Annotated in this window: 13 protein-coding genes; 2 read left to right on the top strand and 11 right to left on the bottom strand. The window is 65.2% G+C overall.

The genetic code is table 11. From position 1 onward, the window contains the following. Window positions 1–6 precede the first annotated feature (6 nt). Both gatA and gatC read right to left on the bottom strand, forming a co-directional pair. The gene (gene gatA, locus ABH922_RS06850; protein WP_424806200.1) at window positions 7–1488 is read right to left on the bottom strand and encodes an Asp-tRNA(Asn)/Glu-tRNA(Gln) amidotransferase subunit GatA; all 1482 of its coding nucleotides are present in this window, start codon (window positions 1486–1488) and stop codon (window positions 7–9) included. Then, on the bottom strand, window positions 1485–1784 hold the full coding sequence (gatC, locus tag ABH922_RS06845) for an Asp-tRNA(Asn)/Glu-tRNA(Gln) amidotransferase subunit GatC (protein ID WP_424806199.1): 300 nt from the start codon (window positions 1782–1784) through the stop codon (window positions 1485–1487). Before gatC ends, gatA begins: the two co-directional genes overlap by 4 nt. 255 nt (window positions 1785–2039) lie before the next feature. Here gatC and ABH922_RS06840 point away from each other — a divergent pair, with 255 nt between their 5' ends. After that, window positions 2040–2690 carry an amino acid-binding protein gene (locus ABH922_RS06840; RefSeq protein WP_424806198.1) on the top strand — a complete coding sequence of 217 codons (651 nt, stop codon included), beginning with the start codon at window positions 2040–2042 and terminating at the stop codon, window positions 2688–2690. A gap of 34 nt (window positions 2691–2724) precedes the next feature. Here ABH922_RS06840 and ABH922_RS06835 read toward each other — a convergent pair whose 3' ends face one another. The 9 genes from ABH922_RS06835 to ABH922_RS06795 all read right to left on the bottom strand — a co-directional run bounded on the left by ABH922_RS06835 (window position 2725) and on the right by ABH922_RS06795 (window position 12426). After that, on the bottom strand, window positions 2725–3213 hold the full coding sequence (locus tag ABH922_RS06835; RefSeq protein ID WP_424806197.1) for a GNAT family N-acetyltransferase: 489 nt from the start codon (window positions 3211–3213) through the stop codon (window positions 2725–2727). Between the two features lie 53 nt (window positions 3214–3266). Beyond that, window positions 3267–5351 (bottom strand): NAD-dependent DNA ligase LigA, encoded by a 2085-nt coding sequence (ligA, locus tag ABH922_RS06830; RefSeq protein ID WP_424806196.1) that lies wholly within the window; start codon window positions 5349–5351, stop codon window positions 3267–3269. A 31-nt stretch (window positions 5352–5382) separates the two neighbouring features. Further along, a complete protein-coding gene (locus ABH922_RS06825) occupies window positions 5383–6405 on the bottom strand; it encodes a methionine synthase (RefSeq protein WP_424806195.1) in 1023 nt (340 codons plus the stop codon). Continuing rightward, window positions 6402–7499: a tRNA 2-thiouridine(34) synthase MnmA gene (gene mnmA / locus ABH922_RS06820; RefSeq protein WP_424806194.1), complete on the bottom strand. Its 1098-nt coding sequence runs from the start codon at window positions 7497–7499 to the stop codon at window positions 6402–6404. The genes ABH922_RS06825 and mnmA overlap by 4 nt, the downstream gene beginning before the upstream one ends. Then, on the bottom strand, window positions 7499–8728 hold the full coding sequence (locus ABH922_RS06815; protein WP_424806193.1) for a cysteine desulfurase family protein: 1230 nt from the start codon (window positions 8726–8728) through the stop codon (window positions 7499–7501). The genes mnmA and ABH922_RS06815 overlap by 1 nt, the downstream gene beginning before the upstream one ends. Window positions 8729–8762: 34 nt before the next feature. After that, complete coding sequence (locus ABH922_RS06810) at window positions 8763–9650, bottom strand: lysophospholipid acyltransferase family protein (protein ID WP_424806192.1); 888 nt, start codon at window positions 9648–9650, stop codon at window positions 8763–8765. Continuing rightward, window positions 9647–10486 carry a GNAT family N-acetyltransferase gene (locus ABH922_RS06805; protein WP_424806191.1) on the bottom strand — a complete coding sequence of 280 codons (840 nt, stop codon included), beginning with the start codon at window positions 10484–10486 and terminating at the stop codon, window positions 9647–9649. Before ABH922_RS06805 ends, ABH922_RS06810 begins: the two co-directional genes overlap by 4 nt. Before the next feature lie 131 nt (window positions 10487–10617). Continuing rightward, window positions 10618–11574, bottom strand: coding sequence for an electron transfer flavoprotein subunit alpha/FixB family protein (locus tag ABH922_RS06800; protein WP_424806190.1), 957 nt, complete (start codon window positions 11572–11574; stop codon window positions 10618–10620). Window positions 11575–11625: 51 nt separating this feature from the next. After that, window positions 11626–12426 carry an electron transfer flavoprotein subunit beta/FixA family protein gene (locus ABH922_RS06795; RefSeq protein WP_424806189.1) on the bottom strand — a complete coding sequence of 267 codons (801 nt, stop codon included), beginning with the start codon at window positions 12424–12426 and terminating at the stop codon, window positions 11626–11628. A 247-nt stretch (window positions 12427–12673) separates the two neighbouring features. Here ABH922_RS06795 and ABH922_RS06790 point away from each other — a divergent pair, with 247 nt between their 5' ends. Continuing rightward, a complete protein-coding gene (locus ABH922_RS06790; protein ID WP_424806188.1) occupies window positions 12674–13453 on the top strand; it encodes a methyltransferase domain-containing protein in 780 nt (259 codons plus the stop codon). The last annotated feature ends 15 nt before the right edge of the window (window positions 13454–13468 follow it).

The following is a 13468-nucleotide window of genomic DNA, read 5'->3' as shown; positions in this document are numbered from 1 at the left end:
AAGAGGTCAGACAGCGGTGCCGATCGGGCCGCGAGCCGCCTCGTACGCGGCACCGACGCGGTAGAGACGTTCGTCGGCCATGGCCGGAGCCATGATCTGCAGACCGACGGGCAAGTTGTCGTCCGCCGAGAGACCCGACGGCACCGACATCGCACAGTGCCCGGCCAGGTTGGTCGGCAGGGTGCACAGGTCCGAGAGGTACATGGCCAGCGGGTCGCCGACCTTCTCCCCCAACTTCCACGGCGTGAACGGGCTGGTCGGCGAGACCAGCACGTCGACCTTCTCGTACGCCTGATCGAAGTCCTGGGCGATGAGGGTGCGAACCTTGAGCGCCGAACCGTAGTAGGCGTCGTAGTAGCCCGACGACAGCGCGTAGGTACCGATCATGATGCGGCGTTTGACCTCGGGACCGAATCCGGCTGCCCGAGTCGCCGCCATGACCTGATCGGCGCTCATGTTGCCGTCGTCGACCCGTAGGCCGTACCGCATCGCGTCGAAACGAGCCAGGTTGGACGACACCTCACTGGGCAGCACCAGGTAGTACGACGCCAGCGCGTACTCGAAGTTCGGGCACGACACCTCGACGACCTCGGCGCCGAGCTCTTGAAGTTGTGCGACTGCGGCGTCGAAGGACGAGATGACACCCGGCTGGTAACTGTCCGAGTGCAGTTCCTTGACGACACCGACCTTGACCCCGCGCAGATCGCCTCGCGCACCTTCACGCGCCGCAGCCACCACGGGGCGAACCGGTGCGTCGATGGACGTCGAGTCACGCGGATCATGACCGGCGATGACCTCGTGCAGCAGCGCGGTGTCGAGGACGGTACGCCCGCACGGGCCACCCTGGTCCAGGGACGATGCACACGCGACGAGGCCGAACCGGGACACCGTCCCGTACGTCGGCTTGGTACCCACCGTTGCGGTGACGGCAGCGGGCTGACGGATCGATCCGCCGGTGTCGGTACCGATCGCGAGCGGTGCCTGACGTGACGCGAGAGCTGCGGCACTACCGCCGCCGGAGCCGCCCGGAATTCGAGTGACGTCCCACGGGTTGCGCGTCGGACCGAACGCGGAGTTCTCGGTGGACGAGCCCATCGCGAACTCGTCGAGGTTGGTCTTGCCCAGAATCGGAATACCCGCGCCGCGGAGCTTGCCCGTCAGCGTCGCGTCGTACGGCGCGACCCAGCCTTCGAGGATCTTCGACGCACACGTGGTGGGCATGTCGGTGGTGGTGAAGATGTCCTTGAGCGCGATGGGCACTCCGGCGAGAGCGGACGCCGGCTCTTCGCCGCCGGCAAGGGAGTTGTCCACCGCGGCAGCAGCTTCGAGCGCCCGCTCCCCCGCCACGTGCAAGAACGCGTGGTATTCGGAATCCACGGCGGCGATTCGGTCGAGGTGGGCCCGGGTGACCTCGACGGAGGACACCTCGCGCGAGTGGATCTTCTCGGCCAGAACCGATGCGTCCAGGGTGGTCAGGTCGGCGGTCATTCGCCCTCTCCAAGAATCTGCGGAACGGCGAAGCGATCCTGTTCGACTGCGGGTGCGGCGGACAATGCCTGCTCCGGGGTCAGACCGGGCACGATCACGTCCGGTCGGGTGACGTTGGTGACACCGTTGGGGTTCGCCATCGGCGCTACGTTGTCGGCCGCAACCTCGGTGATCACCTTGACATGGTTGAGAATCGAATCGAGCTGACCGGCGAACTCGTCGAGTTCGGCGTCGGAGAGGGCGAGTCGGGACAGCCGCGCGAGGTGCGCGACCTCGTCACGGGAGATGGCAGGCACCGCGGGGCCCCTTTCGGAAGAGGACGTGAACATTGCCGGTCCAGCCTAGTTGCTCGCCGCCTCGGACCTGTAGTCGCGGCCGGAGTGCGGACCCGGACCAGCGGGGTCGACCCGATGTTGCCTCCATGTCACAACCGCGTGTAGCGCAGGTGACATGGACGCGGCGGCCACCGAGACATCGTAGACAGGTGCAAAGATGACCACGGCCCGGATCGACATGATCCGAGTAACACCCGATCAGCGAAAGGCACGCGTGTGTCGTACCTGCTTCGCGTCCATCTGCCAGACCGACCCGGCAGCCTCGGCGCGCTTGCCGTCGCCCTCGGATCCGTCGGCGCGGACATCCTCTCCCTCGACGTCGTCGAGCGCGGTAACGGTTACGCGATCGACGATCTGGTGGTCGACGTCCAGCCCGGCGCCCTTCCGGACACGTTGATCACGGCAGCCGAACATCTCGACGCCGTGCGAGTCGATTCCATCCGGCCGTACTCGGGGATCTTGGACACGCACCGCGAACTCGAGCTCGTCGACTCGGTGGCGACGGCCAAGGACGACCGTCTCCAGGTGCTCGTCGACGGTGCTCCTCGCGTACTACGAGTGGGGTGGTGCGTGGTGGCGGGCATCGGGCCGCGCGGCGCCTACCGCGTCGTCGGTAGCTCGGGGGCACCGGAAACACACGCCACCGACACGCCCTGGATGCCGCTGGACAAGCCGATCGCACTCGACGGTGACGCCGACTGGGTACCGCAGGTGTGGCGCGAGATGAACACGTCCCTCGCGGCGGCCCCGCTGGGTTCCGGTGACCGGGTGCTGATGCTCGGACGCCCAGGTGGACCCGAATTCCGACCATCGGAGATTGCGCGACTGGGCTATCTGGCGGGCATCGTGGCGACCGTACTGAGCTGAGACGAGAATTCGACCTCCGAACAGTTCGATGCGCTCAGGCCAGATCGCGCACCAGAACGGTCAGATCGAACCCGGGGATCGGCGCCCAGGTTCGTGCCGGGTCCGGCACGAAGCCGTTGCGGTCGTAGATCCGTCGCGCATCGACCATTTTCGGTTGCGTCGATATCACCACCGACTGGTCGCCGCGCTCGTAGGCTTCGGCGATCACCGCGCGCACCAGTGCCGTTCCGGCTCCGGTGCCGCGGGATTCGGCGCTCACGGCCAGCATCCGGAACTCGAGTTCGTCCTTCACCGCAATGTCCGCGAGTGGACTGCCCGGCTCCGCGACGGTCACCGAGCCGACCACCTCGTCGCCAAGAACCGCCACCAGTACACGGCCTTGCTCCACCCGAGTTGCCGTGTCGCGCAGTCGCTCCACGTACGGTGAACCTGCTTCCACGAAACCACCGTCCACGTAGGTTCGGACAGTCAACTCGCCGACGATGTCGTACTCACCGGGCGCCACTTCACGGATCTCGATCATGGCGTCACTATCGCACCCCACCCGCCAATCTCAGAAATCGAACAAATGGGATGTCACTCGTCCAATTCGGTGGGAGTCACCGCATCCGGGCCACCCTCGAGCAATCTTCGGAATCCGTCTTCGTCGAGCACCGGCACACCGAGCTCGACGGCCTTGTCGTGCTTGGAACCGGGCGCTTCACCGACCACGACGAAGGCCGTTTTCTTCGACACCGAACCGGCCGCTTTACCGCCGCGCACGAGTATCGACTCCTTGGCCTGATCGCGGGAGAACGTCTCGAGCGAACCGGTGACGACGATCGAGAGCCCCTCGAGATTGCGCGGAATGGAATCGTCACGCTCGTCTTCCATCCGAACTCCGGCCGCCGCCCACTTGTCGACGATCTGCTGATGCCACTGCACCGAGAACCATTCGACCACCGCAGCTGCGATAGTCGATCCGACGCCGTCCACCGCCGCCAACTCGTCGACAGATGCGTCCCGAATGCGTTGCAGCGAACCGAATTCCCCGGCCAGTGCTCGTGCCGCCGTCGGTCCGACATGCCGAATAGACAGTGCCACAAGCACTCTCCACAACGGCTTGTCCTTCGCCGAATCAAGGTTGGCCAGCAAGCGATTTCCGTTGGCGGACAATTCACCGGCGTTGTTCCGGAAGATGGATGTCTTCAGCAGACTGTCCGGATCGAGGGAGAACAGATCGCCCTCGTCGCCGATGACCTTCGCCTCCAGCAGACCCGTGGCGGCTTCGTATCCGAGAACCTCGATGTCGAACGCGCCGCGTCCGGCAACATGGAACACGCGCTCGCGCAACTGCGCCGGGCAGTACTGCTGATTGGGACAACGCACATCGACGTCGCCTTCCTTCGCCGGCGCCAGCAGGGTTCCGCACTCAGGACAGGTGGTGGGCATGACGAACTCGACTTCGGTCCCGTCACGCAGACCGACGACCGGTCCGAGCACCTCCGGAATGACATCTCCGGCCTTCCGGAGAACCACGGTGTCGCCGATCAGAACACCCTTGCGTTTGACCTCCGAACCGTTGTGGAGGGTGGCCAAGGACACAGTGGAACCGGCAACCGTCACCGGCTCCATGTACGCGAACGGAGTGACCCGACCGGTGCGCCCGACGCTGACGCGGATGTCGAGGAGCTTGGTGTTGACCTCCTCCGGCGGGTACTTGTACGCGATCGCCCAGCGCGGTGCCCGCGAGGTCGTACCGAGCCGACGATGCAGGGACATCTCGTCGACCTTGACCACAAGGCCGTCGATCTCGTGTTCGACGTCGTGGCGATGCTCACCCCAGTACTTCATCTTCTCGACCACCGCATCCGCCCCGACCACTCTGCTGGTGTGGGTGGACACCGGTAGCCCCCACGCCGCGAGCGCCTCGTACGCGTCGTACTGCGACACCGGCTCGAAGCCTTCCATCCGGCCGAGTCCGTGACAGATCATGCCGAGGCGTCGACGTGCGGTGACAGCCGGATTCTTCTGCCGGAGCGAACCGGCTGCCGAGTTACGCGGATTCGCGAAGGGCGCCTTGCCCTCCGCCACCAGTGAGGCGTTGAGAGCCGCGAAGTCCTCGAGACGGAAGAACACCTCGCCTCGAACCTCGAGCAGGCTCGGGATCGGATACTCGTCGGTGACGGTGAGCTCTTCCGGAATCTCGCTGATCGTCCGGGCGTTGAGCGTGACCAGTTCGCCGGTTCGCCCGTCACCGCGAGTCGCTGCCCGCACGAGCTTGCCGTTCTCGTACACGAGGTTGAGTGCGACGCCGTCGATCTTCACCTCGCAGAGGTAGTGCAGCTCCGGGCCCGTCTCCTGCTCGATCTTGGCCACCCAGGCGCGCAGTTCCTCTTCGGCGAAGACGTTGTCGAGGCTGAGCATCCGCTCGAGATGATCGACCGAGGTGAAATCGGTCGAGAAACCGCCGCCCACCAACTGGGTGGGCGAATCGGGAGTGCGTAGATCCGGGTACGCCTCCTCCAGCGAGTTCAGCTCGCCGAGGAGCGCGTCGAACGCACCGTCGGCAATGGCCGGAGCATCACGGACGTAGTAGTTGAACTGGTGCTGACGGACCTCTTCGGCCAGTCGGGACCACTGCTCACGTGCTTCGCTGGGCGCCGATGCGGTTTCACTCACGCAGAGAAGATTATCCCCTCACTCTGACAGATCAGAATGCCGAGGGATCGTCGGTCAGCGCCGCCCCCACATCAGTGCACAGCTTCAACGCCGACCGACTCCAGTCGAGACCTGCTCCGGCCAACCCGCAGGTCGGCGTCACCGCGACCCGAGTCTGCAGAAGCTCCCGCGAGAATCCGAGCCGGTCGATCAGTGTTACCGCGGGCGCGGCGCAGTCCTTCCACGAGACCGGTTCACCCGGTTCGGTGGCAGGCACCAGCCCGAGCGCCAATTCCTTACCGCTGTCGAACAGTTGACCGATGCCGTCCAGATCCCGCGAGCTGATCGACGACAAATCGAAGCTCACGGCGAACGCGGTGCTTCGTCGCAGCAGATCCCATGGCAGGTCGGCGCCGCACGAATGCACCATCGTCGGCAATGCGCACCCGGCGATCGCGGTATCCAGGACGGCAAGGGCTTCGGGCTCCGGCAGAGCCGGCACACTCTCCATCTTCGTACGTCCGGGTAGCGATCCGGCTAGCACAGCGGTCAACTGCGGCTCGTCCAGTTGGATCATCACCGCGGCACCCGTACGTCGGGTCACCTCGGCAGCATGCCTGGCCAACCCCTCGCCGAGAGATTCTGCGATATCGCGCAGCGCACCACGATCGACGAGCACTCGCGAGCCGTTCGCCACTTCGATCTCGGCGCCCAACGTCAACGGCCCGGCGGCCTGCAGCTTGATCACGTGCTCACTGCCGACCAGCCTTGCCGACTCCCACGCTTCCTCGAGTGCGTCGAGGTCCTGATTCAGCAAGTCCTCACCGCGCTTGGCGATGTTTCCGCGACGCGGGGTCACCCGATACGCCCGCGTCGACGCGTCGAGATTGATGTCGACCAGGATCGCACCGGTCCGGCCGATCATGTCCGCGCCGAGTCCTCGCGCGGGCAGTTCCACCAGATGCGGGAGACCGCCGAGCTCACCGAGGATGGTGGCTGCGCTCTCGCGGGCGTCCGTGCCCGGCCAGGATCCGATTCCGGTGACCCGGCCACCGATGGAAACCTGTTGTGTCACAGAGCGTTCGACCTGGATTCGGTGCCTGAGATGGTTCCGCTCCCGAGCACCTGGTCGCCGAGCACGCTGTCGGGGCGGTAGAGGACCACAGCCTGCCCCTTCGCGACGCCGGTCAACGGCTCACGCAGCGAAATGCCGATTCCGCCGTCGACGGCTTCGGCGACAGCCTGAGCCAGACCACCGTGCGCCCGAACCTGCACCGTGCACTCGACCGGACCGACCGGCGCGGCACCGGACGTCCAGATCGCGCGCTGAGCAGTGATGGACCAGACATCGAGGTTCTTGGCCGAACCCACCCGGACGGTGCCGGTCTCGGGCTCGATCGACGTCACGTAGCGTGGCCGTCCGTCCACCGCCGGACCTTCGACACCCAGGCCCTTGCGCTGACCGATGGTGAAACCGTGGACGCCGTCGTGGGCGGCGAGCACCTCACCGGAGTCGGCGTCGACGACGCTGCCCGGGCGAACTCCGATCCGGGCGCCGAGGAAAGCGCGAGTGTCGCCGGTCGGGATGAAGCAGATGTCGTGACTGTCCGGCTTGTTCGCCACGGCCAGACCGCGCTCGGCGGCCTCTTCGCGAATCTGCTCCTTCGGAGTGTCCCCGATCGGGAACATCGCGCGCGCGAGCTGGTCCGCCGTCAGAACTGCGAGCACGTACGACTGATCCTTGTCCGCGTCGACGGCGCGGCGCAGGACGCCGTCCTCGAGTCTGGCGTAGTGACCGGTGGCGACGGCGTCGAAACCGAGCGCGATCGCACGGTCCGCCAGCGCGGTGAACTTGATCTTCTCGTTGCAGCGCAGGCACGGATTGGGGGTCTCACCGGCCGCATACGACGCGACGAAGTCGTCGATGACGTCTTCCTTGAACCGATCCGCGAAATCCCATACATAGAACGGGATTCCGAGGACATCGGCGGCGCGACGCGCGTCACCCGCATCCTCCTTGGAGCAGCATCCCCGCGAACCGGTGCGCAGGGCACCCGGCGCGGTGGACAAGGCAAGGTGCACGCCGACGACGTCGTGTCCGGCGGCAACGGCGCGGGCAGCGGCGACAGCGGAGTCGACGCCTCCACTCATGGCTGCGAGTACTCGCATCAGCGATCTCCTCCACGCGTACCGGCGCCGGCAAGACCGGCGGCACGGGCGCGTTCTACTACTTGTGGCAGCGCCGCGATCAGCGCGTCCACATCGGTGACACTGGACGTATGTCCGAGTGAGAATCTCAAGGAACCGCGGGCCGTCGCGGGTTCGACGCCCATCGCGATCAGAACATGGCTGGCTCTGGCGACACCGGCCGTACAGGCGGAGCCGGTGGAGCACTCGATACCGGCGGCGTCGAGAAGCATCAGCAGCGAATCGCCCTCGCAACCGGGGAACGTGAAATGCGCGATACCGGGAAGGCGATCCGATCCGGCCGGTCCGTTGAGAACCGATTCCGGTAGCACCTCGAGCACCCCGTCGATCAGACGGTCGCGCAACGTGCTGAGCTCGGGTGCCCGCGACGTCAACGACGCGACGGTCTCCCGCAACGCCACCGCCATCGACACCACGGCAGCAGTGTCCGGCGTCCCCGAACGAATGTCACGCTCGTGACCGCCGCCATGCAGAAGCGGAGCGCACGGAACCTGCCGTCCGATCAGCAGGGCGCCGACGCCGTGCGGACCACCGAACTTGTGTGCGGCAATACTCATCGCGGACAGCGAACTGGCCGCGAAATCGATCGGCAACTGCGAAGCGGCTTGAACGGCGTCACTGTGGATCGGGATACCGAACTCCACTGCGATCTCGGCCAGTTCACGGATCGGCATGATCGAGCCGACCTCGTTGTTCGCCCACATCACACTCACCAGTGCCACCTCGTCCGCGTGCACCGAAAGCTCGTCACGCAACGACTGTGGATCGATGATCCCTTGGGAGTCGACCGGCAACCAGGTCACCCGCGCACCCTCGTGCTGCTCGAGCCACTCCACCGCGTCGAGTACCGCATGATGTTCGACCGATCCGACCAGGATGCGTGTGCGCCGGGGATCGGCATCGCGGCGTGCCCAGTAGATACCCTTGACGGCGAGGTTGTCACTCTCGGTACCACCGGAGGTGAAGATCACCTCGGAGGGACGGGCCCCGAGACTCGCGGCAATCGACTCGCGTGACTCCTCCACACGTCGCCGGGCCTCACGTCCCGATCCGTGCAACGACGACGCGTTGCCGACAGTTCTGAGGGTGGCGGTCATCGCCTCGATCGCGGCTTCCGTCATCGGAGTCGTGGCGGCGTGATCGAGGTACACCGGACGACCGGCGCGGGCACTGTGTGCAGACAGAGTCATAGCCTGACCAGGATAACCCAGCACAGGAGCTGTCCTACGCGGCGCTTGCCCGCACTGCCGACGCGACACGCCGGTCCGTCGCTTCCGGATCGTCGATGTCGTGGGCGGCCAGGTCGACGGTGTCGGTGCCACGCACGGCCCGCTCACACCGCTCGGCCAGATCGAGACGGCACTCACCCGCCTCCTCGAGGGGAGCCAAACGCACGTTCACCTCGACGTTCTTCTGACGCAGGATTCGTCGAATCGACGCTCCGATGCTCTCGGTGCCGACGAAACACGGACCGGTACACAACGAACCATCGGCATTGGCATAACGGATCGCCATCGGCTGCACCGGGCACTGGGCGTCGACGGCGGCCTGGAACATCGCCGGACGGAATCCGCCGTACGCACGTCCACACCACGTCGTGCCCTCGGGAAACACCATCACTCGCGCACCGTGCTCCAGACGACCGCGCACCTGGTCGACGATCGAGGGGAGTTCCCGCAGTTTCGATCGGTCGATCGGCACCACCCGCATGCGACGGGCCAACGATCCGAGGACCGGCCATTCGAGAAGATCGGCACGCGCGACGAAGTTGGCGGGCGCAACCGCGGACGCGACGAGTACGTCGGTCCAGGACACGTGCCCGGACACCACCATGACTCCGGCGGGCTTCGGCCGCCCCAACCGATGATCCTGCACGGTCAGTTTCATTCCCAGGCATCGAAGCAGGATTCTCGAGTACCACCGCTGCATTCCCGTACGCCACGTCGGCGGCAGCAACCAGCCTGCCGACAGAACAGGCGCTGTGACCAATGCCACACCAACGAGAGCGGTACGGGCCACGACGGTGATGCCGGAAACGCTCGACGCCTCCGCCGGCAGACAGCCGTCGCCGCACGGGCTCGACGGAACCCAGTACGGCACCGTCGTGGTCATCGGGCGATCATTGCGTCGGCTACCGACGCTGCCGCCCGCAACCGTTCCAGGTACCGCTTGTTCGCCGAGTGCAGACCTTGCAGCGCAACAAAATCGGCGACCCCGAACTCTGGATCGTATGCCGGTTCCCCACAGATGGTCGATCCCATTCGCAGGTATCCCCGTAACAGGGGCGGCATCGTGACCCGCTCCGGTGGAGCGATCTGGTCGAGAGTCAGGCCGCCGAGCACCACCGGGTTATGCGGGACAGCCCGTCGATCTTCCGGACCGGCATGACGCGCCATGACAAAATCTCGTACGCCGCGAACATCGGAGCCCGGTATCGCACCGGGGCGCGCGACGACGGGCACGGAGACGCAGCCCATCACCCATTCGAATCCCGTCAGTTCCAGGTAGTGCAGGATTCCGGACCACATGGCACCGAGGACGGATCCGTTACGGTGCGCGGAATCGACGCACGCACGACCCATCTCCACTATTCGGTTACCCGCCGGGTCCAACGCCGAGACGTCGAATTCCGTTGCGGTGTAATACCCGCCTGCAGCCACTGCGGAATCGGGAGGAAGCATCCGGTAGCAGCCGACGAATTCGCCCGTCGAGTTGTCCCGGACGAGTAGGTGGTCGCAGAATTCGTCGAAGTGGTCCGCATCGAGTTCCAGTTCCGCAGCGGACTCGGGGAGGGAAAAGCCTGGTTCGGTGGAAAACACCCGGTACCGAAGCTGCTGCGCGGCAACTCGGTGTTCACGGTCGGAGGAGACGATCAGTGAATATCTCGGCTGGGCGGCGTCACGGCCGAGATCGTCGCTCGCGGGGCGAAGGACAGACGTAATTGTCATGCGCCAGGTTTACCGAGTGCGAAAGTCGCCGGGGTGTCGCCGAAGTGGCAGCCTGGTGCAAGGCGGGTGAATAAAGCGCTGTGCGCCTTTGCCAACCGCGGGCGGTTGACAAAGGCGCACAGCAGGTGGTTCTAGCCCTTGTGGGACTTGACAGCCTCGGTGAGCTGCGGAGCGACGTTGAACAGGTCGCCCACGATGCCGAAGTCGGCGATCTCGAAGATGGGTGCCTCTTCGTCCTTGTTGACCGCGACGATGGTCTTGGACGTCTGCATGCCGGCCCGGTGCTGGATGGCACCGGAAATGCCGAGCGCGATGTACAGCTGCGGCGAGACCGTCTTGCCGGTCTGACCGACCTGGAACTGGCCGGGGTAGTAACCCGAGTCCACGGCGGCACGCGAAGCACCGACTGCGGCACCGAGCGAATCGGCCAACTCCTCGACGACGGAGAACTTGTCCGCGCTGCCGACGCCACGCCCGCCGGAGACGACGACGTTGGCTTCGGTGAGCTCGGGACGATCGCCACCGACGATCGGGTCACGCGAGGTGACCTTGACGGCGTTCTCTTCCTGGGCGGGAACCTCGATGGTCACCTGCTCGCCCGCGCCGGCCTGCGGTGCGGCCTCGACGGCACCCGGACGGAGCGAGTAGACCGGAACATCGGTGCCGGCGGTGGCCTCGACGGTGAATGCGCCACCGAAGATGGAGTGCACACCGGTGCCGTCTGCCTTGATGTCGATGACATCGGTCAACAGACCCGATGCCAGACGCGCGGCCAGACGACCGGCAACCTCTTTACCTTCGATGCTGGCGGCGACGATGACTGCTGCCGGGCTGACCGATTCGACGATCGAGGTGAGCACGTCGACCTTGGGGGTGACGAGATAGTTCTCGATGTCGTCGGACTCGGCGACGTAGATCTTCTCGGCGCCGGCCGCGGCGAGCGCGTCGGCCAGCTTGGCCGTCGTGCCTGCCGGACCCGCGACGACGGCGGACGGCTCACCCAGCACGCGAGCTGCGGTGAGGAGTTCGGTGCTGACCTTCTTCAGTGCACCCTCTGCGTGCTCGACGAGCACAAGTACTTCTGCCATGACGTGACTCTCCCTGAGTTCTTCTGCTGGTTGATTCTCTTGAGGGCGCGATCAGATGATCTTGTTGCTGACGAGGTATGCAGCGATCTTGGTGCCACCGTCTCCCTCGTCGGCAATGCGCTCACCAGCGGTGCGGGGGGGCTTGGGGGTGGACGACGTGACGGTCGTGGACGCGTTTGCCGCGCCGACGATCTCCGGATCGACTCCGAGCTCGGCCAACGTGTAGACGAGAACTTCCTTCTTCTTCGCGGCCATGATGCCCTTGAAGGAGGGGAAACGCGGCTCGTTGATCTTCTCGGTGACCGAGACGATTGCGGGCAGCGATGCTTCGAGGCCGAAAACGCCCTCGTCCGTTTCACGTTCGCCGGTGACCTTGCCGTCTGCGACCACGAGCTTGCGGAGCTGAGTGAGCGCCGGAATGCCGAGGTACTCGGCGATGATCGCCGGTACTGCACCGACCCGGCCGTCGGTGGCCTCGTTACCGGCGATGATCAGATCGGCAGCGGCGTCGTTCTCGAACGTGATCTGCCCGAGCGCGGCAGCGAGCGTCCACGCCGTCTGGATGGCGTCGGAACCGTGCAGTGCCGGATCGTTGATGTGGACAGCCTTGTCGGCGCCCATGGAGAGAGCCTTGCGAATGGCGTCGGTGGCGCGGTCGGGACCGGCCGAGACCACTGTCACCTCGCCGCCCTGGGCTTCCTTGATCAGAAGCGCTTCCTCGACGGAGCGCTCGTTGATCTCGTCGAGCACAGCGTCGGCGGCTTCACGGTCGAGCGTGTAATCGCCGTCGCTCAGCTTGCGCTCGGACCACGTATCGGGAACCTGCTTGATCAAAACAACGATATTCGTCATGGGTCTTCGTCGACCTCCTGTGCGTATTTCACCTGTTGAATCGTCTGTGCTGCTGCGCGTGGAGGCGAGCATGTGGTGCCTCGATGATCGCCGCGCGCCGGCTGTGCGTTAGATTACCCCACGTTAAGTTACCCGTGAGTAACTTAACGTGGAACCTCAACCACCATAACGGCACGAACAGGAAAACAATGCTGTGATCTGGACCACCGCGAACACGTTCTACTCCGTTGGCACTAATCTCGCACGGGTGAGTGAAACGAGTGTCAGCAACCACGAGGACGCACCGCTACCCCTGACCGGCGAGCGAACGGTCCCCGGAATCCCCGAGGAAAATTACTGGTTCCGGCGACACGAGGTGGTCTACCGCGCCCTGCTGGAGCGTTGCACCAACCGTAGAATTCTCGAAGCAGGATCCGGAGAAGGCTACGGCGCCAACATGATTGCCGATGTCGCGGCCGAAGTGACCGGACTCGACTACGACATCTCGGCCGTCGAACACGTCCGCGCCCGATACCCCCGCGTGCATATGTTGCACGGCAACCTGGCCGAGCTTCCGCTCGACGATCAGTCGGTGGACGTCGTCGTCAACTTCCAGGTGATCGAGCATCTTTGGGACCAAGGTCAATTTCTGCGCGAATGTTTCCGCGTCCTCGACGACGGCGGCGAACTTCTCATCAGTACCCCGAACAGAATCACCTTCTCTCCCGGCCGCGACACGCCGCTCAACCCCTTCCACACTCGCGAACTCGACGCCGCGGAAATGACCGAATTGCTGGAAGACGCCGGATTTCGGGTCCAGCTGATGACCGGTGTGCATCACGGGCCGCGCCTGCGCGAACTCGACGCCACACACGGCGGTTCGTTCATCGACGCCCAGATCGACCGTGCTCTCGCCGGCGAGCCCTGGCCTGCCGACCTCACCCGCGACGTCGAAGGCATCACCGTCGACGACTTCCTCCTTGCCGAACCGGACATCGACGCCAGCCTCGACCTCGTCGCCATCGCGGTGAAAGATCCCGCCCGGTGAGAGCTGACCCGCCCG

Origin of the sequence: Rhodococcus sp. 27YEA15, assembly GCF_049739425.1 — a bacterium.
GTDB lineage: Bacteria > Actinomycetota > Actinomycetes > Mycobacteriales > Mycobacteriaceae > Rhodococcus_F.
This window is presented reverse-complemented; position numbering and strand designations above follow the sequence as displayed.

Excerpts from the sequence above, each read along its gene's own strand:
- gatA (WP_424806200.1), bottom strand. The coding sequence starts at position 1,488 with ATGACCGCCGACCTGACCACCCTGGACGCATCGGTTCTGGCCGAGAAG.
- ABH922_RS06835 (WP_424806197.1), bottom strand. The coding sequence starts at position 3,213 with ATGATCGAGATCCGTGAAGTGGCGCCCGGTGAGTACGACATCGTCGGC.
- mnmA (WP_424806194.1), bottom strand. The coding sequence starts at position 7,499 with ATGCGAGTACTCGCAGCCATGAGTGGAGGCGTCGACTCCGCTGTCGCC.
- ABH922_RS06815 (WP_424806193.1), bottom strand. The coding sequence starts at position 8,728 with ATGACTCTGTCTGCACACAGTGCCCGCGCCGGTCGTCCGGTGTACCTC.
- ABH922_RS06810 (WP_424806192.1), bottom strand. The coding sequence starts at position 9,650 with ATGACCACGACGGTGCCGTACTGGGTTCCGTCGAGCCCGTGCGGCGAC.
- ABH922_RS06805 (WP_424806191.1), bottom strand. The coding sequence starts at position 10,486 with ATGACAATTACGTCTGTCCTTCGCCCCGCGAGCGACGATCTCGGCCGT.
- ABH922_RS06800 (WP_424806190.1), bottom strand. The coding sequence starts at position 11,574 with ATGGCAGAAGTACTTGTGCTCGTCGAGCACGCAGAGGGTGCACTGAAG.
- ABH922_RS06795 (WP_424806189.1), bottom strand. The coding sequence starts at position 12,426 with ATGACGAATATCGTTGTTTTGATCAAGCAGGTTCCCGATACGTGGTCC.